The sequence below is a fragment of the Paenibacillus sp. JT31N7 genome, from assembly GCF_059692095.1.
The window spans coordinates 934,973-961,560 of the sequence record NZ_JCAUAT010000001.1; the positions used below are offsets into that span (position 1 = coordinate 934,973).

General features: G+C 55.4%; 27 protein-coding genes. 8 read left to right on the plus strand and 19 right to left on the minus strand.

Features of this window, described 5'->3' with window-relative positions:
* Positions 1 to 8: 8 nt before the first annotated feature.
* Genes AC58P5_RS03945 through AC58P5_RS03985 form a run of 9 tightly spaced genes read right to left on the minus strand, consistent with a single transcriptional unit; the run spans position 9 to position 9,505 of the window.
* Positions 9 to 1,085: a Rieske 2Fe-2S domain-containing protein gene (locus tag AC58P5_RS03945; protein ID WP_497384704.1), complete on the minus strand. Its 1,077-nt coding sequence runs from the start codon at positions 1,083 to 1,085 to the stop codon at positions 9 to 11.
* Positions 1,082 to 2,275 (minus strand): GNAT family N-acetyltransferase, encoded by a 1,194-nt coding sequence (locus tag AC58P5_RS03950; RefSeq protein WP_497384705.1) that lies wholly within the window; start codon positions 2,273 to 2,275, stop codon positions 1,082 to 1,084. The genes AC58P5_RS03945 and AC58P5_RS03950 overlap by 4 nt, the downstream gene beginning before the upstream one ends.
* A 19-nt stretch (positions 2,276 to 2,294) precedes the next feature.
* Entirely contained in the window at positions 2,295 to 2,855 is a 561-nt protein-coding gene (locus tag AC58P5_RS03955; protein ID WP_497384706.1) for an SMI1/KNR4 family protein, read from the minus strand.
* Between the two features lie 21 nt (positions 2,856 to 2,876).
* Positions 2,877 to 4,157 (minus strand): ATP-grasp domain-containing protein, encoded by a 1,281-nt coding sequence (locus AC58P5_RS03960; protein ID WP_497384707.1) that lies wholly within the window; start codon positions 4,155 to 4,157, stop codon positions 2,877 to 2,879.
* Positions 4,154 to 5,509, minus strand: a complete 1,356-nt coding sequence (locus tag AC58P5_RS03965; protein ID WP_497384708.1) for a F390 synthetase-related protein — start codon at positions 5,507 to 5,509, stop codon at positions 4,154 to 4,156. Before AC58P5_RS03965 ends, AC58P5_RS03960 begins: the two co-directional genes overlap by 4 nt.
* On the minus strand, positions 5,506 to 6,351 hold the full coding sequence (locus AC58P5_RS03970; RefSeq protein WP_497384709.1) for an MBL fold metallo-hydrolase: 846 nt from the start codon (positions 6,349 to 6,351) through the stop codon (positions 5,506 to 5,508). Before AC58P5_RS03970 ends, AC58P5_RS03965 begins: the two co-directional genes overlap by 4 nt.
* Entirely contained in the window at positions 6,348 to 7,343 is a 996-nt protein-coding gene (locus tag AC58P5_RS03975) for an NAD-dependent epimerase/dehydratase family protein (RefSeq protein ID WP_497384710.1), read from the minus strand. The genes AC58P5_RS03970 and AC58P5_RS03975 overlap by 4 nt, the downstream gene beginning before the upstream one ends.
* Complete coding sequence (locus AC58P5_RS03980) at positions 7,267 to 8,517, minus strand: ATP-grasp domain-containing protein (RefSeq protein WP_497384712.1); 1,251 nt, start codon at positions 8,515 to 8,517, stop codon at positions 7,267 to 7,269. The genes AC58P5_RS03975 and AC58P5_RS03980 overlap by 77 nt, the downstream gene beginning before the upstream one ends.
* Positions 8,507 to 9,505, minus strand: coding sequence for a beta-ketoacyl-ACP synthase III (locus AC58P5_RS03985; RefSeq protein WP_497384713.1), 999 nt, complete (start codon positions 9,503 to 9,505; stop codon positions 8,507 to 8,509). The genes AC58P5_RS03980 and AC58P5_RS03985 overlap by 11 nt, the downstream gene beginning before the upstream one ends.
* A gap of 312 nt (positions 9,506 to 9,817) precedes the next feature.
* Between AC58P5_RS03985 and AC58P5_RS03990 the strand changes: the two genes are divergently transcribed.
* The 4 genes from AC58P5_RS03990 (at position 9,818) to AC58P5_RS04005 (ending at position 13,887) form a co-directional block, all read left to right on the plus strand.
* Positions 9,818 to 10,630 carry a DUF6492 family protein gene (locus AC58P5_RS03990; protein WP_497384715.1) on the plus strand — a complete coding sequence of 271 codons (813 nt, stop codon included), beginning with the start codon at positions 9,818 to 9,820 and terminating at the stop codon, positions 10,628 to 10,630.
* Positions 10,631 to 10,688: 58 nt separating this feature from the next.
* Complete coding sequence (locus AC58P5_RS03995) at positions 10,689 to 12,092, plus strand: sugar phosphate nucleotidyltransferase (protein WP_497384717.1); 1,404 nt, start codon at positions 10,689 to 10,691, stop codon at positions 12,090 to 12,092.
* Positions 12,093 to 12,269: 177 nt separating this feature from the next.
* Positions 12,270 to 13,292 carry an HNH endonuclease gene (locus AC58P5_RS04000; RefSeq protein WP_497384719.1) on the plus strand — a complete coding sequence of 341 codons (1,023 nt, stop codon included), beginning with the start codon at positions 12,270 to 12,272 and terminating at the stop codon, positions 13,290 to 13,292.
* A gap of 67 nt (positions 13,293 to 13,359) precedes the next feature.
* Positions 13,360 to 13,887 (plus strand): SMI1/KNR4 family protein, encoded by a 528-nt coding sequence (locus AC58P5_RS04005; protein ID WP_497384721.1) that lies wholly within the window; start codon positions 13,360 to 13,362, stop codon positions 13,885 to 13,887.
* Positions 13,888 to 14,085: 198 nt separating this feature from the next.
* On the opposite strand, the gene AC58P5_RS04010 is transcribed toward AC58P5_RS04005, so the two are convergent.
* Positions 14,086 to 14,937, minus strand: a complete 852-nt coding sequence (locus tag AC58P5_RS04010; RefSeq protein WP_497384722.1) for an alpha/beta fold hydrolase — start codon at positions 14,935 to 14,937, stop codon at positions 14,086 to 14,088.
* Positions 14,938 to 15,094: 157 nt separating this feature from the next.
* Between AC58P5_RS04010 and AC58P5_RS04015 the strand changes: the two genes are divergently transcribed.
* A complete protein-coding gene (locus tag AC58P5_RS04015) occupies positions 15,095 to 16,036 on the plus strand; it encodes a helix-turn-helix transcriptional regulator (protein WP_497384723.1) in 942 nt (313 codons plus the stop codon).
* A gap of 113 nt (positions 16,037 to 16,149) precedes the next feature.
* Here AC58P5_RS04015 and AC58P5_RS04020 read toward each other — a convergent pair whose 3' ends face one another.
* The 3 genes from AC58P5_RS04020 to AC58P5_RS04030 form a co-directional block, all read right to left on the minus strand.
* The gene (locus AC58P5_RS04020; RefSeq protein WP_497384725.1) at positions 16,150 to 16,371 is read right to left on the minus strand and encodes a hypothetical protein; all 222 of its coding nucleotides are present in this window, start codon (positions 16,369 to 16,371) and stop codon (positions 16,150 to 16,152) included.
* 17 nt (positions 16,372 to 16,388) lie between these two features.
* A complete protein-coding gene (locus AC58P5_RS04025) occupies positions 16,389 to 17,906 on the minus strand; it encodes a xylulokinase (RefSeq protein WP_497384726.1) in 1,518 nt (505 codons plus the stop codon).
* 134 nt (positions 17,907 to 18,040) lie between these two features.
* Positions 18,041 to 18,397 (minus strand): GIY-YIG nuclease family protein, encoded by a 357-nt coding sequence (locus tag AC58P5_RS04030; protein ID WP_497384727.1) that lies wholly within the window; start codon positions 18,395 to 18,397, stop codon positions 18,041 to 18,043.
* Between the two features lie 224 nt (positions 18,398 to 18,621).
* Between AC58P5_RS04030 and AC58P5_RS04035 the strand changes: the two genes are divergently transcribed.
* The gene (locus tag AC58P5_RS04035; protein ID WP_497384728.1) at positions 18,622 to 20,268 is read left to right on the plus strand and encodes a cache domain-containing protein; all 1,647 of its coding nucleotides are present in this window, start codon (positions 18,622 to 18,624) and stop codon (positions 20,266 to 20,268) included.
* A 59-nt stretch (positions 20,269 to 20,327) separates the two neighbouring features.
* Here AC58P5_RS04035 and AC58P5_RS04040 read toward each other — a convergent pair whose 3' ends face one another.
* The 3 genes from AC58P5_RS04040 to AC58P5_RS04050 form a co-directional block, all read right to left on the minus strand.
* Positions 20,328 to 20,906, minus strand: coding sequence for a M15 family metallopeptidase (locus AC58P5_RS04040; RefSeq protein WP_497384730.1), 579 nt, complete (start codon positions 20,904 to 20,906; stop codon positions 20,328 to 20,330).
* Positions 20,907 to 20,944: 38 nt separating this feature from the next.
* The gene (locus tag AC58P5_RS04045) at positions 20,945 to 22,564 is read right to left on the minus strand and encodes a glycosyl hydrolase family 18 protein (protein WP_497384731.1); all 1,620 of its coding nucleotides are present in this window, start codon (positions 22,562 to 22,564) and stop codon (positions 20,945 to 20,947) included.
* A 110-nt stretch (positions 22,565 to 22,674) separates the two neighbouring features.
* Positions 22,675 to 23,577, minus strand: coding sequence for a hypothetical protein (locus AC58P5_RS04050; protein WP_497384733.1), 903 nt, complete (start codon positions 23,575 to 23,577; stop codon positions 22,675 to 22,677).
* Between the two features lie 200 nt (positions 23,578 to 23,777).
* Between AC58P5_RS04050 and AC58P5_RS04055 the strand changes: the two genes are divergently transcribed.
* Complete coding sequence (locus AC58P5_RS04055) at positions 23,778 to 23,993, plus strand: hypothetical protein (protein WP_497384735.1); 216 nt, start codon at positions 23,778 to 23,780, stop codon at positions 23,991 to 23,993.
* A 44-nt stretch (positions 23,994 to 24,037) separates the two neighbouring features.
* Here AC58P5_RS04055 and AC58P5_RS04060 read toward each other — a convergent pair whose 3' ends face one another.
* Together AC58P5_RS04060 and AC58P5_RS04065 are read right to left on the minus strand one after the other, a co-directional pair.
* A complete protein-coding gene (locus tag AC58P5_RS04060; protein WP_497384737.1) occupies positions 24,038 to 24,505 on the minus strand; it encodes a hypothetical protein in 468 nt (155 codons plus the stop codon).
* A gap of 240 nt (positions 24,506 to 24,745) precedes the next feature.
* On the minus strand, positions 24,746 to 24,964 hold the full coding sequence (locus AC58P5_RS04065; RefSeq protein ID WP_497384738.1) for a hypothetical protein: 219 nt from the start codon (positions 24,962 to 24,964) through the stop codon (positions 24,746 to 24,748).
* A 138-nt stretch (positions 24,965 to 25,102) separates the two neighbouring features.
* On the opposite strand from AC58P5_RS04065, the gene AC58P5_RS04070 reads away from it, so the two are divergent.
* Positions 25,103 to 25,843: a YwaF family protein gene (locus tag AC58P5_RS04070; RefSeq protein ID WP_497384739.1), complete on the plus strand. Its 741-nt coding sequence runs from the start codon at positions 25,103 to 25,105 to the stop codon at positions 25,841 to 25,843.
* Between the two features lie 205 nt (positions 25,844 to 26,048).
* Here AC58P5_RS04070 and AC58P5_RS04075 read toward each other — a convergent pair whose 3' ends face one another.
* Complete coding sequence (locus tag AC58P5_RS04075; protein WP_497384740.1) at positions 26,049 to 26,522, minus strand: hypothetical protein; 474 nt, start codon at positions 26,520 to 26,522, stop codon at positions 26,049 to 26,051.
* Positions 26,523 to 26,588 lie beyond the last annotated feature (66 nt).

Sequence of the window (26,588 nt, forward strand, 5' to 3'; positions counted from 1 at the left end):
AAATAGCCTTATACAAACAACTGGACCTTCTTCTCATAGGGGGCGTCGTATACCTTCCCCTTCATAAGCTGTTCCAGGTAAGGACGGATCAGGTCCGCCTGCGTGGAATGAAAGCTCTCGCCGCCCCACCGCTCTATCGCCCGCTGCTGGGTTTCAACGATGGCGATGTCCTGATTCAAGGTTTTTTTCAGAAAAGGGGTCAGCACCCGCTTTTTCAGCCCGTTCGTGAACCGGCCGCGCTTCATCGTGATGACCGCATAAATATCCTGGTAAGCGAACGAAGTCGGTCTCATCACGGCCGTAATGAGCAGCGTCAAGCCTTTGGCCGAAGAATATTCGATCTGGGCGACGCCGGGCATAAAAAACCGGCCGAAGCTCCGCTGCCTGTCCCGCTCGAACAAGCGCGAGATAAGACCGGCCTGCCCGGATTCGCCGGTATATTCGATTTCGACGGCGGCGCCTTCCGCCCGGATGCGGGCGCCCACGGTCTGGCGGCCGCTGTCCGTCCGGACGAGTCCGGCGTGGACATAGTGCGTATGCGTGGCGTCCAGCAGGTTTTCCGCCGCGTTCAGCAGCGAACCCCGAACGGCCGTTTTCCAGACGAAGGAGTAATACTCCGGATTGTTCATAAACGGCAGGGACAACGGCTCGGGCCCAGATACTCCTTGGAGCTTTCCGGCCCGATCCCCTTCACCGAACCGGACCCACAGAAAGCCGTCCCGCTCCCGCAAGGCCACCGGCGACGCGTCTTGATGGGGACCCGGCTTAAAGGTGCACAGCCCGGGCACCCGGGTGCAGGCGCCCGTCCCGTCGAACTCCCACCCGTGGTAAGGGCAGACCAGCTTTCCCGCTTTCAGCCTGCCTCCCGAAAGGGGTACGTTCCGGTGCGGGCAGCGGTCCAGCAGCGCGTGCACGCCCTCTTCCGTGCGGAACAGGACGAGCGGCACGTCAAGCACCGTCAGACCGAGCGGCTTCCGCTTAAGGTCCTGCGACGGGCAGAGGGGGAGCCAGTGCTTTTCCAGCTCCGCATAGAGGGCTTCCTTCCCGCCGTCCGTTTTGCAAACATCATTTCTCGTCAGATTCATAACTGATACTTCCTCATCACGGGTACCCCAACTCCATTCAAAAGATGACTCAATCCGAGCCATACGGCTCGCCGCCTCAGAGGCAGATGCCGGATGTAGACGGCGCTGTATTCGATGGCCGGTCGTCCACCCCGGATACGTTTGAAGTGCGCGGCGCCGGAGCTTAAATGCAGCAGCTTCGCTTCCTCGGCAGCCCGGGTCAGCACGAGATTCATCAGCATCCGGTAAAGCCCGTCCTTTTGCGGAAGAGCGGTGTTGTAGCCGACCAGCGGCGCCGTAAGGACGCCGGCTTTTTCGAAACAGCCGATTACGCCCTGCAGCACCCCCGAACTGTCCCTCAAGCCGCGGATCCGGAGCAGCCCGTGCCGATGGCAATTGGCGATGTAAGCCTCCGTGAAACGCGGATTCAGCCGCGAATATTTACGGATGTACAACTCCTCGTAAAGCTCCACGATGCGCGGATAATCGGAGGGCTTGATCCCCTCGTGCTCCACAATCCGAAGCGGTGAGCGCCCGAGCAGCTTTTGGTCCCATACGTTGTTCGGTTTGTGCAGGTAATCCGGCTTGCGCCCGTCGAAAAAATACACCTGCCTGCTCGGAACGAGAATCCACCCCAGTCCGGTCAGATCTTTCATCAGCTGCGGATTCGTCACCTCATTCAGCGACCTGAAAATGACCGCATGCGACGGAAAACGTTCCAGCAGGCCGTCGGTCAGCGTTCGGATATCCTCTTTCGGCAGCTCCTCATACAAATTCGTGGAGAGCAGCCAGTTATTGACGTGCACGTTCCGGTTGATCCGGGCGCTTTTCAGCAGCGGCGAGAGGAGGCCGATCACTCCCCGTAATACGCCTTTCAGCAGCTCGCTCTTGAACAGAACCAGCTCTTCCAGCGCGTAGGACACGTAGGTCGAATAGGGCGAACAAACATAGGAGTTCTCGTACTCCGTATCGTTCACCGTCACGGGAAGCAGCTGCTCCCCGGCCCGGACCAGTTCCATCTCCGTCCGGACATTCCGGATATACGCTTCGGTACCGCTGCCGATCAGCGGTTCTGTGTAGGCTGTCGTCATCCCGTTAGCCGGATGATCTTTACCGGGGCCGCTTTCATTCACGGAGGAAACCCCCGCTTCAGTCCGGTTCCGGGACGTCGGTCCCGCCTGCCATTTTATAGATTCAGCCGGCTGTGTCATCCTGTTCCTCCCCGGCCGTTTACGTGTAACGGCTGTCTAATTCATCGTCCAGCGAGCTTCTTCCCCGGCACAACGCCTCGAAGGAATCCGCCACCCGGATGCAATCTTCGTACCCCAAACTGCCCGAATGCGCGGCAAGAATAGGATATTCTCCTCCTACCGGCTCTTTTCTCATATCGAAAAGATAATGGTTGCCGCAGCCGTCCATCGCAAACGAAACGGATAAGGGCATGTATTCGGGCAGTTCGTACGCCAGGTTCATTTCCCTGAAATCGGAAGTGGAGAAAAACTGGAAGTATCGTTCTCCGTTCTGAAATTCCCCTCCGTCCGAGTAACGCAGAAATTCCGCATACGCGTCCGGCAGTTCTCCCTGCGGCAAATGCCACGCCATGGGATCGATCGGTTTATATTGACCGTAATAAGGCGAGTTCGCCGGAAAAGGATTTTTCTGTCTCGCGGCGATTTCCTGAATTTCGTCTTCCGTCAAAGGCAGCTTCCATGTTTGGAGAAACCTCTCCACAATTTCATCCGCCGCCCCCGCTTGTTTTACAAACACTTCGTCGAAAAAATGTTCCCGCACCGGCAGGCACCTCCTGTTCCATCATTGGTCTTCCGGTAAAAAAGGCCGTCGAAACGCGGCTGGCCCTCCGTTCAAATCTTCGCCGTCCCATTCGATATCGGCCGTTGCCGCATCCTTAAAACGAATCCGCTTCCGCAGCGAGTCGAAAACCGTTTCGGCCAGACTGCCGGCATGCAGCAAAGGCACCCACGGGTCTTCCCTGCTGAAGAGCACATCGCGCCCGTGCCGGAAATCGTCGAACCACCGCCCGATTCCGGCGGGGCTATAGCCATGGTAAAAGGGATTTGCCAGCATCGCGTACCCGATCATTCGGGGAGTTTCCTCAGGCTCGGGGCTTCCCGAGTTTGACCGCCCTGCCGCTCCTACCGATCGGCTGTTCGGCGCAAGAGCATGGCCTCCCCCGAAAAGCTTTTCCGCGGATGGGTCCGGAATCCTTTCTCCCATGCGGCCGAACGGCTTCATCAGCCCCGCGGAGCTTGCTAGATGCAATCCGCTTGTCGCCCTCGGGTTGCATTCGAGCACATGCAGGGTTCCGTCATTTTCTTCGATGTAATCGAAAGCCACGTGCCCCGTAAAATCAAGCTTGCGGACCAGTTCGGCCGCGAAGCGGTTGATTCGCTCCCGGTGTGCCGGCTTGAAGTAATAGCCGGAAGCCTGGCCGAGCCGGTACAAGGGCTCGTAGGAGCCGGCCGCGGCGATTTCGCCGTTCACGGCCAAATGATAGCTGCAGAGCTCCCGGCCCTGGACATACCGCTGCGCGATCCAAGGCCGGTCCGCGGACGGCGCAAATCCCTCCGGCAGCCGGGACGGAGCCAGAAGCGCCTCCGAAGCGAAGCGGCTGTAAACCGGCTTGAACACGAAGGCGGAAGGATCGCCGAGTTCATTCAGCCGAGCGGCGGACGTGAGCAGCTTCGTCTCCGGAGTCTGCACGGACATTCCTTCCGTCAGTCCGGAAAATGTCCACTTGTTATGCAGCGATTTCAGCACTTCGAAATCGCCGCAGAACACACGGCAGTGACGGGCCAGCTCTTCCCGCCCATGAGCGATATAAAAAATTTCCTCGCTTGTGGGAAGGAGCAGATCGATTCCGGCAGACCGGATAACGGCCGACAGCGCGGAAATGAATTCCCGGTATTCTTCTCTCGGAGAAGGAATATGGAAGAAATGTTTGACCGCCCGTGAGCCGCGGCACACCGGAAATTTGACGCTGTCCGCCGCAAATACATTCCACCCGTAATCCCGGAACCGCCTCGCCAGATCCAGCGCCGTGTAGGAGCGGCAGCCTGTGATGAGTACATTCATGCCAGACCTTTCCACCCGTCTCTTGACGTCGTCTCCGGCTCCACCGCATAGGCGCGCTCAATTCTGCGCAATTTCGTCAAGCCCGGCTGAAACGAGTAAGGCGTAAACGTAATTTCCGGAGGCCGGCAGCCATGCTGCGCGAAAATCCCGGCCAGTTCCCGCCGGAGCGGTCCGGTGACGTCCGGCGCTCCTTCTTTCGTGCGCACCGATACTTCCAAGCGTTCCGGGTCGAGCTGGACGACTTTGTATTCAGCTATTGCGTCCGAAGCCATCATGACCGCGCGCCGGATAAAATCCGGAAAGACCGGAACATCCCGCCCTCCGTCCGTCTTCCGGCCGAAGAACAAGTCGTCCGTGCGTCCGCTGACGGATTCGACCGCCGTGAACACTGAACCGCAGGGGCAAGGTTCGTCCCGGAGCGTGAGCAGATCGTTCAGCCGGTAGCGGATGATGGGCTGGGATGTACGGGAAAAATCCGTAATTACCGGCATAAACATCCGCCGCCCGGAATCTACGTACTCCCGCTGGATCACGGCGATATCCTCGTTGAGATGCAGCGTCCCGTGTTCGCAGGTTGCGCCCAGAAACCCTTCGGTGCATTGATAAATCTGGTGCAGCCGGGTGTTGAAAGCAAGCTCGATCACCTGCCGGTCGACCGGTTCCAGCACTTCCGCGACGGAAATGATTTTGTCCGGCGCAATCGCCAGTTCTCCCCTCTGCTTCGCTTCCGCCAGCAGCCGGAGCATGGACGGCGGGGCGATCAGGAGGGTCGGCTGCAGCCGGCCGAGCTGCTCGATATGATCCGGCACCGGGCGGATCATGTCGAAGAAGCTGAACCGGATTCTCCTGGACTGCACCGTCTGGTACAGGTTGCTGTCCGCCCGGAGAAAGAAGGCGATCCGGTGCTTCCGCAGCAGGGAGCCCGGCAGAGCTTTGGCCAGGGCGGCGCCCGCCCAAGCCGCTCTTTCCTCGGCGCTGACGATGAAGAGCCCGCGGTTGCCAGACGTGCCCGAGGAAAGCCCGACGGTAACCCCGTTCAGCTCGGGGGTAAAGTCGCGTTCCCGCTCGGCTTGAAGGGCCGCATGGAGCGCTTCGTCCTTCGTGATGCCCGCGGTGTTCAGCTCGTCGAAGGCGTCCATCATGGCCGTCTTGTCGATGGTCGGCCATTCGCGCCAGCTTTCCAGCCCGAGGCCTTCATACAAGCGGGCGTAGAATGGCGACTTGCGCCGGGTTTCTTCCAGAAAAGCCCGGACCCGCGCGTTTTGCCAGGCCTCAAGGTCTTCCCGGCTTTTCCATCTTTGCCCGTTCCATTTGGTCCGGACATATTGTTTGAGCAGAAGGGCGAGTTTCACAGGAGTTCAATGCCCTCCTTTCCGCAAAGTTCCCAGGCTTCCGCGCAGTGGGTAAAAAGAAGGCGCATCCCGGGCTGTCTGCGCTGCAGCTCGACGAGATTGCCGAAAGTACGTGTGTAGTCCCGCCTGCCGTCGAACAAGATAAAAGCGAGCGGATTGGGCAGCCGGTTTTCCCGCACGGCCTGCGCCGACCAGCTCGCGTCCGCACCGAGCAGCACGGGATTTCCGTCCGCTCCCCTCAGGAAGACGCCGATCTGGTACGCGGCATGCCCGGCAAGGCCGACGGCGGTCACGCTTCCGTCGCCAAAGAGGTCGTACCCCCGCTCGAACGGGCGGCACGCGGCGGGCAGCGCCGCTTCCGGGCACTGCTCCACCCAGTTGGCCCGGGCTTCGAAATCCCGAGGAATCAAGTCCGGGAGCACCGCCCTTTTTACGGCGGCCAGCCCTTTTAAGGAAGCGACCGAATCGTAGCCCGCTTTCGAGCAGATGAACTTCGCATTCGGAAAGTCTCCCAGCCCGCAGATGTGATCTCCATGAAAATGCGAAATAATGACCGCAGTCACATCCTCCGGAGCATATCCCGCCGCCCTTACATGCTCCGCGGCGGATAAATGCTCCCCCGTCTCCACCGGAGTCGTCCAGCGGTACAGCGCATAAGGCAGCCGCCTCGTCGCCTCCGCAAAACGCGGGGAATATCCCGTGTCAAACAAAATTAACCCTTTGGAAGGATGCTTAATCATGGCAAAAAGACCCGGAAACGCGATGGACCGCCATTTCCCTCCGCGGATGGACAAAGTCTCCATCTGCTTGCAGGTACCTGTGCAGTGCATAGTCAGCTTCATACGCGTCCCCCCTGTTCCCGCCACCACCGGCTGAAGCGCCGGATGCCGTCCGCAACGGACACCTGCGGCTTGTAGCCTAGCTCGCGCCGCGCTTTGGAAATATCCAGTGTCTGGCTGAAAGCGAGCAGCGCCACCGTATATCTCGTGAGCATCGGTTCTTTGCGCACGAAGGGAAGTTCCGCGAACGCTTCCATCGCAGCGGCTGCGCCGTAAGCCGCCGGATACGGAATCTTCCTGGCGCGGAAGGGCATCTCCAGCAGCCGGAAAAGCTCCGCCAGCAGCTCGTAAACATAGACGGGCTCGCCGTTGGTGATGTTGTACTTCTGCCCGTCACAGGTCTTATCGGCGCGGGCGCAGCACAGAAGCGCTTCCGTAACGTTGTCCACGTAGGTGACATCCATAAACGCGCGTCCGCCGCCGAAAACGGGCAGAAACTTCTCCTCGTTGGCCCGCAGCAGACGCGGAAAAATCGCCGTGTCTCCCGGGCCGAAAAGCCCTCTCGGCCGGATCGTGATCACCGGAAGCCCGGCCTTGCCCGCGGCGTCCAGTTCGCTTTCCGCCAGACGTTTCGTCTGGGCATAAGCATTGACGCCTCTGTGCGGCAGCGGTTCTTCTTCGGCGATATCGTAGCGGTCCCGATAGTCGAAATAGATCGACGGCGTCGACACGTTTACGAGCCGCCGGACGTCGTGCTTCATGCAGCCCCGGATGATCTGCCGGGTACCGGTCACATTGGACGTGTAGAAATCCCGGTAAGCCCCCCACGGAGCGGACATCGCTCCGCAGTGGAACACAACCTCGTGGCCGCGCACGGCCTCCGGCATTTCCTCCGACGCCAGGTCCATCCGTACAAAGTCGGCCCCTTCCAGCACAAGTCTTCTTCCGGCTTCCGGGTTGCGGCCGACCGCCGTCACTTCATAACCTTCCTCCAGCAGGCGGCGGATCAGATTTCCTCCGAGAAAACCTGTCGCCCCCGTCACTAACGCTTTCATAGTAACCATTCCATTCGATGTCGTAAGTGGTAATTTCTTTAAGCGGCACGCGTTTTGCCCGCGCCTCTCTCCATAAGTCCAGCAAAATCCGGCCTTGGGCCAGGGCAGGCCCCCAATCGCCCGGACTGAAAATCACGTCCCTGCCACGCGCAAGGCTGGCGATCCAGTGAAGAAGCCCGGCAGGCTTTCCGCATCCGGCCGCCCCGTACATCAGCATCGCAGCGGTAATCATCGCGGGACGGCCGCCGGGCGAAGGGCTTATAACCGTGTCCGTGCAGTCCATCAGGGCCCGGTCTATTCCTTCTTCGGGCGTAAAAAGATGCAGCCCGCTGGTTGCCCGCGGATTGCACTCCAGCGGATAAATGACCCCGGCTTCATTAACGATGAAGTCAAACGCGATCTGTCCCGTAAATCCGATTTCGCGGACAAAATGCTCCACCCATCCGAAGAGATCCTGCCGGCCGCACGATTTAAAATAAATTCCGGCCCCGCGTCCCGCCGTGTAGTCCGCGGCGTAATCCGCATAGGCGGTCAATCGTCCCTTATGTGCGATGGCATATACGCAGTACTCCCGCCCTTCGACGAAATGCTGGGCAACCCACGGATTCTCCGGCGAAACGTCAATCCGGGGCATATCTTCTCCCGGACTGTACAGGCGTACATGGTTCGCAAATCTGGAGAAAACGGGCTTTAGCACCCATTTCCGCGTGCCCTCCCGTTCCAGAAGCGCCTGTGCGTCCTCTTCCGTTTCCAGCAGAACCGTATGAGGTGCAGGCAGTGCCATCTCCTCTACCCGGCGGATAAAGGACGCTTTATCGTGAAGCGCGATCAGCTTGCCGAAATTATCCGTCAGCACGGTACAGCCCTGCAGCTTGTCCTTTATTTGAGCGATATAATAAATCTCTTCGCATGTCGGAATCAGCAGATCGATCCGCTGCTCCCGCACAATAACCTGCAGCGCTTCCGCAAAAGCGGACGGATTTTCCCGCGGCCCCGGAATGCGGGTGAACTTCTCTATGCAGCGGGAAAAGCGCAGCAGGGGGCTCGCCAGACTGTCCGCCGCGTAAATCGTATGGCCGAGTACCGAAAGCTGGCGGGCCAAATCCAGCGCAGCGGGCGCCCGGCCGCCGGTAACCAGGATGCGGCGGCTTTCGGGCTTCTTCCTAATACTCAAGGAGAAGCCCGCCCAGGGACAGCCCGGCCGAGATGCCGATAACGGCCGTCAAATCACCGCGCTTCAGCCGGCCCGATCGGACCGCTTCGTGCAGGCCCATCGGCAGCGAGGCGGCAATCATATTGCCGTGATGTTCGATGATGTTCATCAGTTTGCCGTCCGGGATTTGCAGCTTCCTCTGGAGCAGCCTCATCGCCATGGCACTTCCCTGATGGGGGATGACGAGGGCGATGTCTTCCATCGAGACGCCGCCTTCTCCGAACAGCTTTTTCAGAAATTCGGGCAGCAGCTTGGACGTCTTCTTAAAAAGGGCTTCACCCTGCATATCGAACAGGAAATCCGCTATGCGCTCCGGTTCGTATGCGATCGAGGGCAGCCTGGAGCCGCCGCCTCTCACTTCGGAGAGCGCCGCGCCGGAGCCGTAGGTTTCTATGCGGGAAGCCACGATCCCCGAGCTTTCGCCCGCAGGTGTTTTCCCGACTACCACGGCGGCCGCTCCGTCCCCGAACAAGATCGCGCTTTCCGACTGGCTGTAATTCAGGCCGACCGAGGCGATTTCCGGAGCCACCAGCAGGACTCGCTCATACCGGCCCGCGTCGATCAGGTAGGAAATCAGATCCAGACCGGCCAGAAACGACAGGCAGGTGGAATTGACGTCCAGACACGGGATGCCCGAATCACCCAGCTTCATTTCGTTTTGAATAAGCGCCGCCGTACACGGAATGGGCTGCTCCGGAACCGCATTCGTGCAAATGATGCAGTCAAGCTGCCCCGCTTCCAGACCGGAGTCCGCCAGTGCCGTGAAGGCGGCCTTCGCCCCCATCTGCGAAACACTCTCGTTTTCCGCGTAATGCCTGACCTTCACCCCCGATTTTTTATACACCCAGCCCTCGGGTTTGCCAAGCCTTGCATCCAAATCTTCCGCGGTTACCCGTTTTTCCGGCAGATAGGCTCCTGTTCCCAAGATTTTTACTTGTCTAGTTTTCATGCTGTTTCCGTCACTTTCCGTTTATTTACAAGCTTCCCGCATCTCCGGGCAGTTCCGCCCCCAAGAGGAAATATGAAAAGGACCCGGTGCAGGCAGCGAGTCGAATTGACCTAGGTCTTAAGAATCACATTCGACATTCCGCCCTAGTTTTCCTGCTTTTGTTCATGCCGATAAGGATTCTCTTATCCGGTCTCCGCCCTCTTTTTTCTATTGAAAGAAAGAAGTAGACAGGGACACAAACGGGTTGGACCGCCCTCGCATATCTTACTGCATGACTTTCGATAGATTTTGATAAATGGAGATGAAGCGAGTATGAGCGAAGCTTCCGGAAGCGGCAGAACCCCCATCGATGTGCTGATCCCGGCTATCGACAAAGATTTGGAAACTCTCCCCTTCGTCATTGACGGCCTTCGCCGGCATGTCAAGCATCCGATCGGCAGCATCTATATCGTTTCACCCGACAGTCCCCGGATCAAGAACCTTTGTAAGGTTAAAAAATGCAAGTTTGTGCATGAAAATTCCGTTCTCCCGCTGACGAAAAAAGATATCCGTTACCGTTCCAAACGATGGGACCGCTCCGGCTGGCTGTACCAGCAGCTGCTGAAACTCAACGGCGATAAAATTTGCGCCAACCGCTATTTCCTCGTCACCGATGCGGATACCGTGCTTATACGCCCTCACCGGTTTCTTGAAAACGGCAAGCAGGTGTTTTTTACGCGGAGCTGGAGCCACCCGGAATATTTCCGCATTCATGCCAAGCTTCTGGGACAGAAAGCCACTTCCCGCCCTTCCTATGTCAATCACTATATGCTCTACGACAAAGTCAAGCTGTCCCATCTGAAAAAAGCGATCTCGGCCCGTCACAAAATGCCGTGGTACAGGGCCATTCTCAACAACCTGAATACCACCAAGCAGTTCGGATTTTCCGAGTTCGAAACGTACGGCAACTTCGTTCATGCCCGGTATCCAGGCACTTCCCTGTTAAGACCCGCCCTCAACAAGGAATTCAAGAAAAGCATCCGTTTCGTCCCGAACAGCGAGAGGGAGAAATGGGCCGGCAAATTCCGTTCGCTGTCGTTTCATAAACGGGGAGGCTACTATTTTAAAGCCAAAAAAGCCAAATAGCTGCCGGTCGCCCGGCGAATTTTCCTGACCACAATTTTTCAGACAAGGAGGAAGAGTCGTGAAAATCATTTTGCTGTCGGGGGGATCCGGCAAGAGACTTTGGCCGCTGTCGAACGAAATTCGATCCAAAACGTTTCTGAAGCTGTTACCGGCGCCTGACGGCGGCAGAGAATCTATGCTGCAGCGGGTATGCAGGCAGTTGAATGCGGCCGGTCTGCTCGGCTCGACATCTATCGTTACCCACTTCAGCCAGCTTGAAATCGTCCGAAGCCAGATCGGCGAAAAAATTCCCGTTTTGGCGGAGTCGCACAAAAGAGGGACGTTTACGGCGATCGGCCTTGCCAGCCGTTATCTGCACACCCAGGGCATAAGCCCCGATGAAATCGTCTGCTTTATGCCTGCCGATCCGTTCGTGGACGCCGCTTTCTTCGAGAAAGTCGCCTCCCTCCCCTCCGTTCTCGCACAGTCCGGCGCCCGCATGGCTCTAATCGGCACGAAGCCGTCCTTCCCGTCCACCCAGTACGGATATATCGTACCGGCGGCTGCACGGGACCAGGAGGCAGCGCCGTATCTTTCCGTGGCGGAATTCGCGGAAAAACCGGACGAACAGGGTGCTTCGGCGCTCTTGTCGCGGGGAGCCCTCTGGAACAGCGGCGTGTTTGCTTTTGCGAATTCTTTTATGCTGGAGGTGCTGGCATCGCGCGGTTTGCCGGACGATTACGAGCAGCTGCTCGGCTTGTACGACAAGCTGCCGGAACTGAGCTTTGACGAGGAAGTCGTCGAGAAGACGGAGCCCATCGTCGTTCTTCCTTACGAAGGCAAATGGGATGACTTGGGGAACTGGGAAGCGCTGGCTCCGCATCTGGAAAGCCGGGCCGTCGGACCCGGCCAAGTATCCGACGACTCAGCGGACACGCACATCGTCAACGAGCTTTCTTCCCCCGTCCATGTCATCGACGTGTCCGGGATTATCGTAGCGGCAAGCCCGGACGGAATTCTCGTTGCCAGCAAGGCAGGCAGCAGCCGGATCAAACAGATCAATCCGGGCAAAGGCAGGACTCCCATGTACGAGGAGTACAGGTGGGGCGCCGTCACTACGCTCGGCAGTGCGGAGAACAGCGGAGAAACCGAGGCGGTTATCCGCCGGATTACCCTGCTGCCCGGCAAATCCTTTCCCTACCGGGCCCACGGCAGCGCGAAAAAAAGCTGGACCCTGCTGTCCGGCTCCGGTCAACTGATTCTGGACGGGCGGTTAACCCGCGTAAAAGCCGGGGATGCTTTCCATCTGGAGCCGGACGCAGGGCATGCGCTGCTCGCGGATTCCTCCGGTCCGGTTCAGCTGATCGAAATCGAGTTCGGTCCTAACGATCCAAAACCTGCGCAAGCCGCACCTTCTTTATCTTGGGAAGAAGCGCTGCTGCTGTGCGGGGAGGGCCGGGAGCAAGATCACGGGGATGAATGAGGCCATCTTGAGAGATGGTCTTTTTTTGTTTACAACAATTTTATTTAAATATAAACATTTCACTTGAAGTATTGATATTGAAATTTACATATTTTATAATTAATTACAAATATTGGAGGAAGTGATTTTGTAAAACTTTCTTTTATTCTCTCTCAAAAAACTTAAGGAGGTATTAGCTTGAAAAATTTATTTGCCCTGTTATTGGTCATTACCTTAGTTATTAGTCTCTCGTTATCCCCGATGTATGCTGAACAAGCACTTCCTGACACAACTAAAGATAATCAAAAATTAGTGAAAGGGGATAACAAAGCAAAAGAACAATTAAAAACTCTTCACCAGCTTGGTTATCTTGACAAAGATTATACTAACGAGTTACTTACCGACTATGAGCCAGAAGCTATAAAAAAATATAAAGGCAACTTAGAAGTATTAAACGAAGGTACCTACTTAGTGGCGATCGACACCAATACTAAAAAGCAAATTTCGGATGTTCAAAGTATTATCGAAGCTGGGAAAAATACTTCACTAATATCTCCCCATAAATCAAGCCTTGCTTTCTTTTCAGTAAAATTTTATTTTGTAGTAGGTAACCCAGACACTACAAACGCAGAAATCGTTAATACTGGAACTGTAACCAAGTGTTGGGGCGTTGGCTGTCCTAAAGAGTATGAAGTTAAGTTAAAAATGCTTGTATCAACAAATCAATCTGGTTATTATGGAGTATATTCCCAACAATCTGAAGATGCCAGAGTATTAGAAGATGTTGTTGATATTGAAAAAATCTATAACACGCATTTTTGGAAATATGACAATATTATTTACGCTGAAAAAGATCCAAATTGGCCGGCAGGTTCAGAATCAGGGGGCGCCTTTCTTTTAAATAAAAAAGGAGCCAGTTATCCACTTAACTATTCAGATCCGCAGTCTGGAATCAAATTGTATGTACCTCCAACAAATCTTCCCATTAATCCCATAGATAGATCAAGTGACTATCGATCAAAATTCGAAAGTCATTACGTCCAAAATTGGGGAAATCCGTACAAGTTTTCCTGGAATCAGGTTGAGATACATCACATGAAGCCTTTAAAATATGGAGGAAGCAATGATGTGTATAATTTAATTCCTCTTATGAATTATAACAATTCGTCTAACACTATTCTAAAACATTCACAATTAACAAGCTGGTGGGCCTCATACTGACCCGACACAAGGAGGAAGACATCTTCCTCCTTGTCTTTCACTCATCTACATTTAGAGGAGAATCCGAATGGGACAAACTTTGCTGAAAAAAACTCTCGGGAGCTTAAAAACGAGATACCGCCAAAACTCCGTTCTTACCCTGCAGGGCAGAGACGGCTATTTGGTAGAGACGGTATGCTCTTTCCAGCCTCCGAACCGGCCGGACGCGATTACGAATTTTTTTACAAAAAACCACTGGGCCTTGCCGGACGACTACAGGCTTTTCTTGGAGCTGCATAACGGTGCCGGGCTATTTCAACATGCGGATTCTCAAAGCGGCGGCTTGAATTTGCTGAGCCTTGAGCATATTGCTGCGGTAAGGAAAGAGTACGGGTACCTGTTCTCAAAAGGAAGCTATCCCGTTGCGTTTCTGAACGCTGCCGTACTTTTTATCCGCTCTGAAGATGTGCGGCAAGGAAATCCCTCCTATCTGTACTGGCAGGATTGCAACGATGATACGCCTCTTAATCTGAAGGCTTCCTTCGAAACGTGGCTGGACCTGATTGTTGTCGCCCAGGGGTCGGAATACTGGCTTTGGCCGGCCTTTAAATCGTGAAAAAAGGAAGAAAGTCATGCCGTTCGCCCTTCTTCCTATTCTTTTTCCTTCTATAAATAGTTCGCTTGCATACTGCGGGTGACCGTAGTCATAAGACGCCGCACCCCCGCCGGAGAGTTTTCTTGCTTTTGTGTTTCACCGCTTGCCTCCCTTTCCCGTTTCTTCAACCGGAGGCGATTAGTTTTGTCGTTCCCCCTTTTAGTCATTCACTCTCACATTCACGTTCTTGCTTTCGTCTAGACCGTCGAGAAATTTTTTCACAACGGCATAATACCCATCGGGATCGTCGGAATGAACTCCGTGACCGCAATGTTCAAAAATTTCAAGAGAAGTATTCGGCCTCCGGGATTTCATCAGCTCCGCGTGTTCGGCGTTCATGACAAAGCTTTTTTTGCCGTGAATGAGCAGGATGGGACAAGTCGACGAGAGCCAGTCTTCCCACCACTGCCCGTTACTGTTTTCACAGGAAGACTTCATTCCTTTTAAATCGGTCCGGAATCCCCAGCCTTTCTCATCCTCAAACACGCTTTCGGAAAAATAATCAATCGCTCTAAGTCCCAGCCGTGCCAGCGAATCTCTCAAATCCTGCATGGTCGCGGAACGCTCGGGAAGCTTTTCGGCAAAAGAAAGGTCGGCGTGAATTTCCGCCCCGATGTCTTCCACGATCACCGCCCGGACATATTCGGGATGACGCGCAGCGAACTGATAGGCATTGATGCCGCCCAGCGAATGGCCCAGTATGACAACGGGCTGACCGCCAAGCTCCTGACGGACCAGATTTAGGATATCGGTGACGTAGCTCTCTCGGGAATAATCCGTATCGGCCGGATGTTCGCTACAGCCGTGTCCCCGCTGATCGAGACCGATGACCCTCCAGTCTTTTTTCAACCGAGAGGCCAGATCCGTAAACGTTCCCGCATCGTTCATATGTCCGTGCAGCAGCAGAAGAACCGGTTTATCGTCACCGCCGTAATCCACGTAAGAAAGCTCGTTGGCTCCGGATTTGAAATAGTTACGTACTGCGGATGATTGTTCCTTAAGATGTTCCATCTTTTTAATCTCCTTTTCATCGTTCAAATTTTGAAGAATCCCTCCGGTATGACCGGCTTTTCCGGGCTCCCTTTCGGGAACGTTGCTGGACTTTGTACTCAGTATAACGCATAATAGTGACAACTCTTGTCATAATTAAAAAAATGGAGTCCATACCATGTCCAAATCAAAACGACTCATGGAACTGATGATGACGGTGAACCGGAAGCGTAAGTTTACGGTAGGAGAGCTCGCGCGGGAATTCGGTGTATCGCAGAGAACGATTTTGCGGGATTTGCAGGAACTGGGTGAATTAGGAGTCCCTCTCTATTCGGAAGTCGGTCCGCACGGCGGATATCAAGTGCTGAGGGAAAGACTCCTGCCTCCTATCGCCTTCACCGAAGAAGAAGCCGTGTCTATCTTTTTCGCCGTTCACGCCCTCCGGCACTATTCATCCCTTCCGTTTGAAACGGAGTCTTCCTCCGCCTTGAAAAAATTTTACGCGTACATGCCCGAGGATGTCCGGGAACGTATCGATCAGATGAAAAACCGGGTGGATTTTATCACACCGGCGCGGATGGCTGTCTCTCCTTTTTTATCCGCCCTCCTCGATGCGGCCGTTCAGCAGAACGTGCTGATCATCGGGTATCAATCCCGGGAAAAAAGTTCCGACCGCGAAATCCAGCCGATCGGCATTTTTACGAGAAACGGCCTATGGTATTGCTCCGCCTACTGTTTCCGGTCGGAAGGGATGCGCGTGTTCCGGTGCGACCGCATTCATTCGGCTGCCCCTTCGGCAGCGGAACCGCTTGACCTCCGCCATATTCACCTTGAGAACAAGGCGTCGGCGGGACGCAAGGAGCAGGGCGAGGTACCGGTTTTCGCGGAATTGACCCGTGATGGGGTCGAGGCATGCGAAGCGGAGCCGTGGCCGGAACCCAGGCTTACGGTCCGTGAGGATGGCACCGGCCTACTCCAAGGAACCATCTCTAGAGAGGATCTCCCCTATTTCGCGAAGTTTTTTATAGGCCTGGGCGGTGAAGCAACCGTGAAAGATTCGCCTGAGCTTCTGGCGGAAATGAAAGCCATGCTTGCCGAACTGCTCGGCAAATACAGCTGAGATCCGGACGTTGACGCCGGGCTCGCAGACGCCGGGCTCGCAAACGCAAATAAACCGGATCGTAAACTTCACGATCCGGTTTATTTGGCGTCTTTACTGCCGAGCGGGGACCGCTATCCCTTCAAGCCCGGGAAACGCTTTTCCGCCGCCGCGACTATGTCCGCATAAACGTCCCTAAGCTCGCGTATCGTCAGCAGCTCGGGAACAGCAGCGATTTCTTCCGCTGTATGGTTGGCCAGCACGCTGTTCAACCCGTCCAGATTAAATTTCAGTTCTTGATGGGACTGGCTCAATTTCTCCAGAACCACCCCGATAAGCGTCTGATAGTGCTCCATGTCAATCTCCCATCTTGTTAAGCTTCCGTCGCCGCCTGCCGGAAAACCGGAGCAAGCGCCGGATATAAGTTCAAATAGCGGGCATATTTGGCCTCGTAATGCGCTTTTTTTTCCGCATCCGGCCTAAACGTTTCGCAGTCTCGTTTACTTTTGATCTGTTCGCACAACCGCTCATACCTGCTTTCCCATCCCAAGCCGGGAAATCCGAGTGCCGCTGCACCCAGGCAGGGCAGAAACTGCGATTCCGAGGGAACGGATACTTCCGTCCCGAAAACATCGGCCAGTATCTGGCACCACTGGCGGCTTCTCGCTCCTCCCCCGATAAGGGTCAGAGAAGCGGTCCGGTCAGGCGCTCCGCGCAGCTCCATGACCTGCTTCATCGCGAAGGCAACACCTTCAAGCACGGCGGCCGCCATATCGGCTTTCGTCGTGGAAGGACGCAGACCGATGAAGCAGCCCGACGCCTCCTCATCCCGAACGGGGCATCTCTCCCCGTTCAGATAGGGCAGGAACAAGATCTTGTTCCTGCTCCGGTCGGACGCTTCCACGAGGCGTTCAGCCGCCTCGTACATCTCGCGGCCGTCCGTCCCGGCCGCTTCCGGACCGAACACTTCGGCGGCCCAATGATGGGCATTGCCGGCGTTCGTCAGCGGAGCGACATTGATGTAGCGTCCGGGCTCCGCGTAAGCGAGGTTGAACAGGCCTGCCGCAGGGTCCGCGACTCCGCCGGATACGCCGGCTATCCAACCGGTCGTCCCGATGTAGGCGTACACCTCGCCGGGCTCGTAGACACCGGCGCCAAGCGTCGCGGCTCCCGCATCGCCGATGCCGCACAGCACGGGTGTGCCCTCGGCCAGGCCCGTAAGCCGGCTGCCCTCCGCTTGCACCCGTCCGGCCGTCTCCCCGGAGGGGAGAATGTCCGGCAGCTTGCCGGCGGGCAGCCCCATCCGCACGAGCCAGTCCTCCCTCCACTCCCGCCGCCTGATATCCATGCACCCCGTGGTCGCCGCGGAGGTCGGGTCCGTAACGAAAGCCCCGGTCAGACGCGCGATGACATAGTCTTTCGAAGAAATGAGATAGCAGTTTGTACGTGCGCAGTTGTCCGCCTCATGCGTTTGCAGCCAGAGCAATTTGGGAAACGTCAAAGTTCCGTCCATCCGGTTGGCTGCGCTCCGGAGGATCTCTTCTTCCCCGATTTCTTCGCAGATAAGCCGGGCTTCGGCTCCCGCGCGGCTGTCCGAGTAAAGAACGGCCGGCCGGACAGCATGCCCCTGTTCATCCACCGGGATACAGTCCTGCATTTGCCCGCTGAGCGCGACAAGGCCGATTTGTCCGGCGCCGATCCCGCCCTTAAGCCACTCGCTCACAATGACGCCTACCGCTTTAAACCACTGCTCGGGCTCCTGCTCAATGAAGGGCGGCTCTTGGCGGCAGGTCAGCGGGACATTCTGTTCGTGAAACAGCTCCCCGTCCCTGTCGACGAGAATTCCTTTTACGTGGGTCGTCCCGATATCAAAGGAGGCTATGTATGTCATGATTTTGGTTCCCCCCGGCTCCTGAAATCTTTTCACCCATTATACCAACATCGGGACCCCGCCTACAAAAAGAAAAAAGAGGCGCACCGCCGTCCGGACGCATCACCTCTTAACTTTGGCTTTCTTTCGCTCGTTTACGCTCTAGGCTCTCTGTTGTATCCTTTGTCGCCATAGGGCTGAAGGCGGTCCAGCCACTTTTGCTCCATTTTTTTCAGCGCATCCTTCAGGTCGAAATAGCCGGTTTTTTTCTTCTCGACGATTTCCAGGACCTCGAAAACAAAGTGGTCCTCCCCCAGCTCCGTCCAGTCTTTCTGCAGCTCCCTGTTTAGATGAGACCCTAGGTTGAGTTCAAACTTCCGCCCGTTTAAACCTTTGAAATTAGGGGAACTTTCCACGAAAATCTTGCCGTTCGTCGTATTGCGAATCTGATAAACTCCAGCTTCCGTCTCCGTCTCTTTAAACTGCCGAATCAGCTCTGTCCTTCTGTTCATCGCTCTCTCCTCTTTCATTAACCAAACATTAATTGATTTCGTTTGTATTATATTAGATATTGTAAACTAACGTTTGTTCACAAGTCAATGCGCAATTCATCCGGATTCACACTTCCCTTACACCCGTCCGTCATCTCTAAACAAGCTGTCCGCGGATGTCGATATAAATAAGGATGTTCCCGTTTTTCGGGAACCGGATTTAGCAGGAACAAGGAGACCATTGAATGTCGCTCAGTTTACGCACTACGTTTGCCCTGATTTCCGCCTTGGTCATCTGTCTTCTGACGCTGGTACTAAGCACGGTGATCGGCAAAAAAACGACCCATCAGGTCGAGGAAACGATCGGTACCTCGCTTTCCCAAGTCGCTTATCAAATGGCCGACAAGCTGGACCATTATATGTGGTCTCGCGCCGGTGAAATCGAGGTCTTAAGCGAGCTTCTCTCTTACCGGGAAGACGCCGGAGACGCCAAAGAGCTGAGGAATCTGCTCGAACAGCTGAAGAAAAGCTTCCCCTCCTACACGTGGGTCGCTTTTATCGATCCCGATGGAAAAGTGACGGCTTCGACGGACGGAATATTGACGGGAACCAACATCGCGTCCAGACCCGTTTTCACCGAAGGGAAGAAAGGGCGGTTTATCGGAGACGTCCACGAGGCCGTCCTGCTCGCCAAACTTCTGCCCAATCCGTCGGGCGAACCGCTCCAGTTCGTCGATATCAGCACGCCGGTCTACAACAAGCAGGGTCAGCTTACCGGTGTTCTCGCCGCCCATCTCAGCTGGGAGTGGTCCCGGGAAGTCGAAGCCACGCTTCTGCAGCCGCTCAAAGACCAAATGAAACAGCTTGAAGTGCTCATTGTGAGCAAAAAAGAAAATACGGTCCTTCTCGGACCGAAAGAATCCCTGTATCGTCCGCTGGATACGGTCAGCATCAGTCAGGCTCAGGCAGGAGGCAACGGCTGGCTGACAGAGTTGTACCCCAACGGGCAGACCTATCTGAGCGGCTATGCATACGGTGACGGCTATCTGGACTATCCCGGGCTAGGCTGGTCCGTTCTCGTGAGGCAGCCCTCAGACGTCGCCTTCACGTCCGTTCGCGAACTGAAAACGTACATAACCGCAGCCGGTATTATCCTGTCTCTCGTATTTGCGATACTTGCCGCATTTCTCGCAGGCTGGGTCGTCCGTCCGCTGCAAAAAATTACCCGGTCCGCGGATAAGCTTCGAAAAGGCGAGCCTGCCGCGTTCCCCGCTTTCACGTTTATCCGTGAGATCCGCATCTTATCGGACTCCCTGCGCAACCTCGTCGATAACTTGACGAAAACCGAGAATGCTCTGGATCATATGTCCGATCTGGCCCTTCACGACAAGCTGACGGGGCTCCCGAACCGCATCGCCCTGGACGACTATCTGGAGCAGGCGATGCGGCAGGCGAAAGAGAACGGGACGACTCTGACGTTTCTTTATTTGGATCTCGATGGTTTCAAAAAAGTAAACGATTCGCTGGGACATCTATTCGGAGACAAGCTTCTCCAGCAGACCGCCTTCAGGCTCGCACAAGGAATGAGTCCGGACAGCATCTTGACACGGGTAGGCGGAGACGAGTTTGTCATTGTCCTTCCGACGGGCGCTACCGCTCCCGATCCCGCCGCTATCCGTCTGGCCGGGAGCATTCTGGAGAGAATGAACGAGCCGTTTCTCGTGGACGACCAAGCGTTAAGAATCGGCTGCAGCATAGGCGCGGCGGTATGGCCGCTTCATCATGAAGATCCGATCGAAACGATGCGCCTTGCCGACCAGGCTCTGTATATGTCCAAGCGCAGCGGGAAAAACCGTATGACGTTCAGCCCGGATTCCCGGAGGAACGTGTAATTACATACAAAAAGGCGGTTTCCCGGGGAATGTCCCGTGAAACCGCCTTTTTATATCCGTTAAGGACCCGAACGGGCCGTTTTCGTGCCGCGCTGAAGCTCGGCGATACTTAAACCGTAGCTCAGCTGCAGATGGGGATAGTCGGGGAAATTGGTCCAATCCCCTCCCCATTCGAAACCGAGCTCCTTGGCAATCGCGACGACCTGCATCCAGTCTTTGCGGCCGTCGCCGTTCGTGTCGGCGTTCATGTCCCAGATGATTTTGCCGGATTTCGTTTTCAGGGCAAAATCAATCGCCAGGCCGTAGTTGTGATAAGACTCGCCCGCCTTGGCGTGCGTCACGATTTTTCCTTCGCTTGTCCGGCCCTGGCTGTACAGCTTGTCCTGCTCTTCCATGCTGCGGAAATCGTCCGTAATGACAATCTTAATGCCGATAGCCGCCGTTTTGGCCAGCAGCTCGTCCATTTTCCGGACGACTCCCGGGTCCAGTCCGGTCAACAACCGGGCGCTGTCCAATCCGAGCTCCTCCAGATTTTTCTCGTCCGTTTTCGTCATAAGAAGCTGAATCAGCAGGATGGCGGACAATACGGCGGCCAGTATGGCGAATGCGGCTCTGATCAGCCGTCTTTTCGCGGTCATTCCCGGCTTCTGTCTTTGTTTCAAAGCTCCGGCATTTCTCACTTCACTGCGTCGATCCGCTGCCAATCGCTATCCGTAAACTGGCCCATATACCACAGGGAAACACCTTTTAAACCGTAGTAGCGCGCCAGCCAGATTTTGCGGTCCACGCTGTCGGAATCCTCGTAGAATAATTCATGCGAGCCTCCATCCGTATAGCGGATATGTCCGAGAAGATAAGGGACGGATAAGGTCGACTGCACACCCGGTTTCTTCAGGCGCTCTTCCACGGCCGAACTCGCCGGCGAAGCGTAGGTCGTCGTTCCGCCCTGATCGATAAACTGGTCCGTTTTCTTGCTGATGCCGAGAACGAGTTTCTCAGCCGGCACGCCCGCTTTGATCGTATCCCTCACGGCTTCGGCAGCCAAGGGAAGAGGTGCGGACGGGAGACGGTCCGGCTTGTACAGAAACCCGTACGCCATAAGAATGACCGTGTCCGCCGTCTTTCCTATGGACGGAAGATCATAGCCTTCGAAATAGTAGGTCGGAGGCACCGCTACGGTGAGCGTTTTGCCTTTCGCCGCTTCCTTGACTTCGCTCAGGAAAGCGGCAAACTCCGCTTTCTTGTCCGCTCCGTACAAATCCTCGAAATCGATGCAGACCCCAGTGAAGCCGTATTTCGGATCGGAAAGAGTTTGCGCAAGCGCTGCCGTAAACGCTTTGCGTGCGGCCGCATCGCCCAAAAACTCTTCCACGCGGTGCGATTTATTGGCAAACACCATCAACTCTTTGGCTGTGCTGCCGGAACTTGCGGCCGCCGTCACTTCCTGCCAGCCCTCAGGCTGATTGAACTTGAACGGATCGTTCGACGAACCGAGCTTTGCGGAGCCGGCGCCTTCGTAGCTCAGATGCCACCAGCCAAGGGCAACGCGGTCCAGCAGAGGCATTTTATCCAGGCTGTTATACGACTGCACCGCATAAAACCCGGTGACCTCCAACGGCTTGTCCGCAGCTTCCTTGTGCAGCAGCCGATTGATAACCGCCGCCGCTTCCTGGCGGCTCAGCTGCTTATCCGGCTCAAGGCCGTTCTCGCTGCCTTCCAGCATTCCGCGGTTCACCGCGTAATAGACGTAAGGCTTCAGCGCCTCGTCGACTCCCGCCGCGTCCGCGAACGCCCGGCTGCTCTGCTCCCGCTTCCAGCCGCTCTCCAGCCAGCTTGCGCGTTCGGTTTCGCTCAGCTTGTCCAGCAGCAGGCTTCCCATCGCGTAGGCCACCTCTTCCCTGCGGATCGGTTGTGCCGGATGAAAGGCTCCGCCGCTGTCCACCATCGCTTTGATCCAGCTGCGCTGAAGAGCCGCGCCGATCATCGGGTAGGACCAGCGGTCCCGCCCGACGTCCGTAAGGGTGACGGGATGAGCCGGATCGTACCCGGTTTTTGCCGCCGTGACGAGCAGCTTGATAAATTCTTCGCGGGACATGGCCGCAAGCGGACGAAACCCGCCGTCCTGGTAGCCGTCCAGCGCCTGCACGGCCGCAAGCGTATAAATATGTTCGGCGGACCAGGCGCTCTCCGGCACATCCCCGAACGGTTTCAATCTCGATTCATACGCGTTCGCTGTGGCCGAACTTGCCAGCATACAGCCTAAAACGGCTGCCGCGACCCATTTTTTATTGTTCATTATGTGCCCTCCCCCATGTGTTCGTTTTATTGGACGCAAAAAATGACGAAAAGTTACGGTTTTCGTTTCTAAATGGGCAAGAGAAAAACCACCCTCTCGGATGGCCGTCCCTAAAATACTTCACTTGTAAGGCGCTGTTTCAAAATAGCGGCAAGTTCCTCCGCCGATTCCCATACGAAAGGCCGGATTTTTTCGGAAGGAGATGCGGCCGTCTCATCCCCGACCCGTCTGGACGTCCAGATGACGGGGATATTGCGCCCGAGCGCGTACCCGCCCGCAAGAAACACTTCCGGCCCAGGTGCGCCCAAGTCCGCGATGAGAAGTTTGCTTCCCGCGATCATGCGGAGGCTGTAGTCGGCATCCTTTTCCCTCGCGGTTTTCTCCGCCGTACGCGGCTCGTAGCCGCATTGCTCAATGACGGGCAGCACTTTCTCCGTCCACTGGAGCCGGGTCTCCCCGTCTTCGGGAAGCAGCACGAAGCACGGCTTAAGCCGCTTGCCGCCCAGGCTCTCTTCGGCCGTTTTCCAGCCTTGCGCCGTCAGTTTAAAGCTGGAGCCCATTCGTTCGAGAAGCCGTTCTTCCTTCAGCTTCTCGATGATATAGATCAGCTCCTGAAGGTTCGGCGAATAGGTCAAGTTGTAACTCTTCGGAAGTTGCTGCAGCACGACGGCTTCGTCGGGGCCTCCGCTGTGCCTGTGAAAAAATTGCAGAAGCCGGATGCCTTTGTCTTCTATCGTAACCGGTACTCGGGGCGAGTTCCGGATTCCTTCCAGATCGTCAATGGTAAGGCGAACCGTCTCCCCGCAGTCCGTAAGCTCCCGGATATAGGCGGATATGACGGGAAACATGAGATGTTTGGTCTGATAAGACAAAACACTGTAAGGGTCATAGCTGTCCCGGTGAAGTCCGTAGGAGCCATCCGGCGAGCAATAGCACCCTGTATATAAATCGTACCCGTCCTCACGGCCGATCGGCACGATTTGATCGCAGAATAAACACCGTTTTTTTTCCATCCTTCCAATCCCCCTTCTCCTTTACCTTTCGTACCGCAGTGAAGATATGGGGGTGGCGGGCGGCAACTTCCAGCAATCTACCAGCGGCGGGCTGTTCCCTTTTTAACGGTAAAGACCTGACTCTCTCCGGCATGTATGGTAACATAGAGCGGGTAAAGACTTACAAATAAGAACGTGTTAACGATCAAGGAGAGCTGCCGATGTCCCAAAACCGCCGTTTAACGACCGACCAGGATTTTAAAGAAGCCATGGACCGCCAATCATCGGTCCGCGTGTTCAAAAACGATCATATTATCGATTCGGGAGCCGTAATTACCCGCTTCGACGATTCCACGGTTGTGGTGCAGACAAGGGTCAGCGAGTTGACTTATCACGACCGTCTCGGCTGCGAGTTTTTCGAAATGAGAAAAAGATAAAGACATAAAACAAGACTGTCTCCCCGGGGAGACAGTCTTTATCGTTAACCAACCGCAACCAGCATAGCGGGTTCTTGAACGGCCGGTTTCCAGGACACTTTCTCATCCAGCACACATGCGAATGCCGGACCGCAGTTGGTCGGAATGACCCATACCGTATGATCGTGAATGATCGAGCGCGGCAGGTGATAGCCGGATAAGCCTGCTTGAAGTACCGATGCGTAATCTTCCGGGCTGCTTGTTCTCAGCCTCAGCCGGATCGTGCCGTACACCTTGAAACGGCCTCCTTCACGTATATCCTCCACACGCGTCCACTCGACCGCATCTACGGATTCCATCCGGAACTCGGCTTTCTCTCCATACTCGTTGATCATCTGGACGGGGCTAAGATCAATGCTTTCCCGGTTTAACAAGAAAGCAGCCGTTTCGGCAGCCTGCGATTTACTCCCTGCAGACACGACTAAAGACAGCGAAGCTTGGAACAAAATCACGGGTTCTTCTCTTCTCTCCATAAACAATTAATCTTCTCCTTCTGTGCATATCAATTAGCGTTTACCTGTACTCTACAAAATACTTTATGACCGCACCCGCTTGGATATGTGCGATTACGCGCATAAATGTGATTATAGATCTTATGGGCCGAGATGTTTGTCAAACCTTCGGCGATTATTTCCCAATTTTTTGTTGGAAAATGGAAAAAGACAAGTCGGAATTTTTGAGCGTCCGGAATAGTCCGGTCCGTCTCTAGCAATCTATCTGTTCGGGTCGGGAAACTCCGGATTTCTTTGCGGGCTGATCTCGGGTGTGACCGTCGGCTTGATTTCCGGCGGCGAAGCAGGCGGTGTTTCGGGCACCGTCCGCGGAGCGACTTCCGGCACATCGTTCGGCTTGATTTCCGGTGGCGTCTCGGGTGTTATCTCAGGAGTCTCATTGGAAAAAACGGCCTTGCTGGCTTCCTCATTGTTTCTCATAACCTAATCAACACCTCCTCTCTTCTTACTTAACCAATCCCGGGTAGTTTGAAAGGGGGTTTTTTACAAAAAGACCTTCGGCACGCAGGCAAATATGTTAATATTATGAAAAAAGCGAGTTTCTAGGGGGCTTACTTGATGGAGCGCTTTTTCGGCGCAAACGAAGCGGAGGGGTTTACCGCCTTTTCGGGGGCGCATTGGGCGGCTTTAACGGTTTTTGCGGCTCTCGTTCTTGCGCTCTATTGTGCGAGGAATTGGTTCAGGCAGGGAAACCGGGCTCTCTGGGGACGAATCGCCATCGCTGTTATTCTGGTGCTTTGCGAAGCGGGCCTGAACGTGTGGTACGCGGCGGAGGGAATCTATGATGTCCGGTACACCCTCCCGCTGGAACTTTGCAGCATTTCCCTTTACCTCAGTGTGTTTATGCTGGTTTTCAAAAGCAGGCTTCTGTTTCATGTGGTTTATTTCACCGGAATCGGCGGGGCTCTTATGGCGCTGGCTACGCCCGTACTCTGGTACGCGTTTCCGCACTTCCGCTTTTTTGAATTTTTTGCCGCTCATATCGCCATCATTCTCGGGGTTCTTTATCTGATCTGGGTGGAGGGCTTCCGCCCGGCCTTCAAATCCGTATTCCTGGCCATGGGCTATCTCAATGTGCTGCTTGTAGGGGTCGGGGCCGTGAACCTCCTCACCGGGGGCAACTACATGTTCCTGGCCCGCAAACCCGAAAGTGCTTCCCTCCTCGACTATCTCGGTCCGTATCCGTGGTATCTTCTGTCTCTGGAGGCCGCAGCTTTCGTGATTTTCCTGCTCCTGTATCTTCCGTTCGCCCTCGGCTCTTACCGGTCGAAGAATCCCCGGCTTCCCTACATCCGGTAGTCTTCCGGCCGTCAGCTAGCCATCAGCTATCCACTCCCGCTTCCGTTCCCGCCTAACAAAAAAACCGCAGGTTCCGTTCCGGGTGGAACGAATCTGCGGGTCCGAAAAACCGGAAACTTCCGGTTTTTTTATTTGTAATTGGCAGTAAACCGACAAAGCCCAGCATGCTTCCACGCTCTTTTATACGCGCATAAGGCGGGATGAATTAAGCTCCGATCGGCTGGAATTCGAGCTCCAGTTCGTCTATCGCTTCGTGATAAGCCAGCAGCGACTCCCGGATAATCTCGTCGAGCATCGGGCCGCTCGTTTCCGGCAGCAGCGCGCGGGCGTAAGCCCAAGCGTTTTCTTCGATGCGCAGCGCGGTCCGTCTACGCTCCAGTTCGCTGTCCGACGTGTCCATCAGGGAAGCCAGACGGTCCAGATCCCCGTCCTCGGCGTGACCGATTTCGTGGGCAAGCACAATGTCGACATACGCTTCCAGCAGGTCGTGAGAACCGTAAAGCTGCATGCACTGCGCTTTGATTTCTTCTATATATAACGTGATGAGATGACGGCCCATATTGTACTTTCCGCCGGCCATCCGTCCTCCGGGAAAATGCGACTCCAGCGTGACTTGAACCTGACTGTTCGAATCGTGCAACAGCTGTGCGACACGATTTTCAATCAACCGATTTTTCAACCGATCCTTCAATCCCTTCCTCGATATTCTTCGTTAGTCTTACCCTTTATTATATCGAATCCCGGA

Excerpts from the sequence above, each read along its gene's own strand:
- AC58P5_RS04045 (WP_497384731.1), bottom strand. The coding sequence starts at position 22,564 with ATGAACAATAAAAAATGGGTCGCGGCAGCCGTTTTAGGCTGTATGCTG.
- AC58P5_RS03985 (WP_497384713.1), bottom strand. The coding sequence starts at position 9,505 with ATGAAAACTAGACAAGTAAAAATCTTGGGAACAGGAGCCTATCTGCCG.
- AC58P5_RS04010 (WP_497384722.1), bottom strand. The coding sequence starts at position 14,937 with ATGGAACATCTTAAGGAACAATCATCCGCAGTACGTAACTATTTCAAA.
- AC58P5_RS04035 (WP_497384728.1), top strand. The coding sequence starts at position 18,622 with ATGTCGCTCAGTTTACGCACTACGTTTGCCCTGATTTCCGCCTTGGTC.
- AC58P5_RS04065 (WP_497384738.1), bottom strand. The coding sequence starts at position 24,964 with ATGAGAAACAATGAGGAAGCCAGCAAGGCCGTTTTTTCCAATGAGACT.
- AC58P5_RS04025 (WP_497384726.1), bottom strand. The coding sequence starts at position 17,906 with ATGACATACATAGCCTCCTTTGATATCGGGACGACCCACGTAAAAGGA.
- AC58P5_RS03975 (WP_497384710.1), bottom strand. The coding sequence starts at position 7,343 with ATGAAAGCGTTAGTGACGGGGGCGACAGGTTTTCTCGGAGGAAATCTG.
- AC58P5_RS04015 (WP_497384723.1), top strand. The coding sequence starts at position 15,095 with ATGTCCAAATCAAAACGACTCATGGAACTGATGATGACGGTGAACCGG.
- AC58P5_RS03990 (WP_497384715.1), top strand. The coding sequence starts at position 9,818 with ATGAGCGAAGCTTCCGGAAGCGGCAGAACCCCCATCGATGTGCTGATC.
- AC58P5_RS04030 (WP_497384727.1), bottom strand. The coding sequence starts at position 18,397 with ATGAACAGAAGGACAGAGCTGATTCGGCAGTTTAAAGAGACGGAGACG.
- AC58P5_RS03970 (WP_497384709.1), bottom strand. The coding sequence starts at position 6,351 with ATGAAGCTGACTATGCACTGCACAGGTACCTGCAAGCAGATGGAGACT.
- AC58P5_RS04060 (WP_497384737.1), bottom strand. The coding sequence starts at position 24,505 with ATGGAGAGAAGAGAAGAACCCGTGATTTTGTTCCAAGCTTCGCTGTCT.
- AC58P5_RS04020 (WP_497384725.1), bottom strand. The coding sequence starts at position 16,371 with ATGGAGCACTATCAGACGCTTATCGGGGTGGTTCTGGAGAAATTGAGC.
- AC58P5_RS03950 (WP_497384705.1), bottom strand. The coding sequence starts at position 2,275 with ATGACACAGCCGGCTGAATCTATAAAATGGCAGGCGGGACCGACGTCC.
- AC58P5_RS04050 (WP_497384733.1), bottom strand. The coding sequence starts at position 23,577 with ATGGAAAAAAAACGGTGTTTATTCTGCGATCAAATCGTGCCGATCGGC.
- AC58P5_RS04055 (WP_497384735.1), top strand. The coding sequence starts at position 23,778 with ATGTCCCAAAACCGCCGTTTAACGACCGACCAGGATTTTAAAGAAGCC.
- AC58P5_RS04005 (WP_497384721.1), top strand. The coding sequence starts at position 13,360 with ATGGGACAAACTTTGCTGAAAAAAACTCTCGGGAGCTTAAAAACGAGA.
- AC58P5_RS03945 (WP_497384704.1), bottom strand. The coding sequence starts at position 1,085 with ATGAATCTGACGAGAAATGATGTTTGCAAAACGGACGGCGGGAAGGAA.
- AC58P5_RS04070 (WP_497384739.1), top strand. The coding sequence starts at position 25,103 with ATGGAGCGCTTTTTCGGCGCAAACGAAGCGGAGGGGTTTACCGCCTTT.
- AC58P5_RS03960 (WP_497384707.1), bottom strand. The coding sequence starts at position 4,157 with ATGAATGTACTCATCACAGGCTGCCGCTCCTACACGGCGCTGGATCTG.
- AC58P5_RS04040 (WP_497384730.1), bottom strand. The coding sequence starts at position 20,906 with ATGACCGCGAAAAGACGGCTGATCAGAGCCGCATTCGCCATACTGGCC.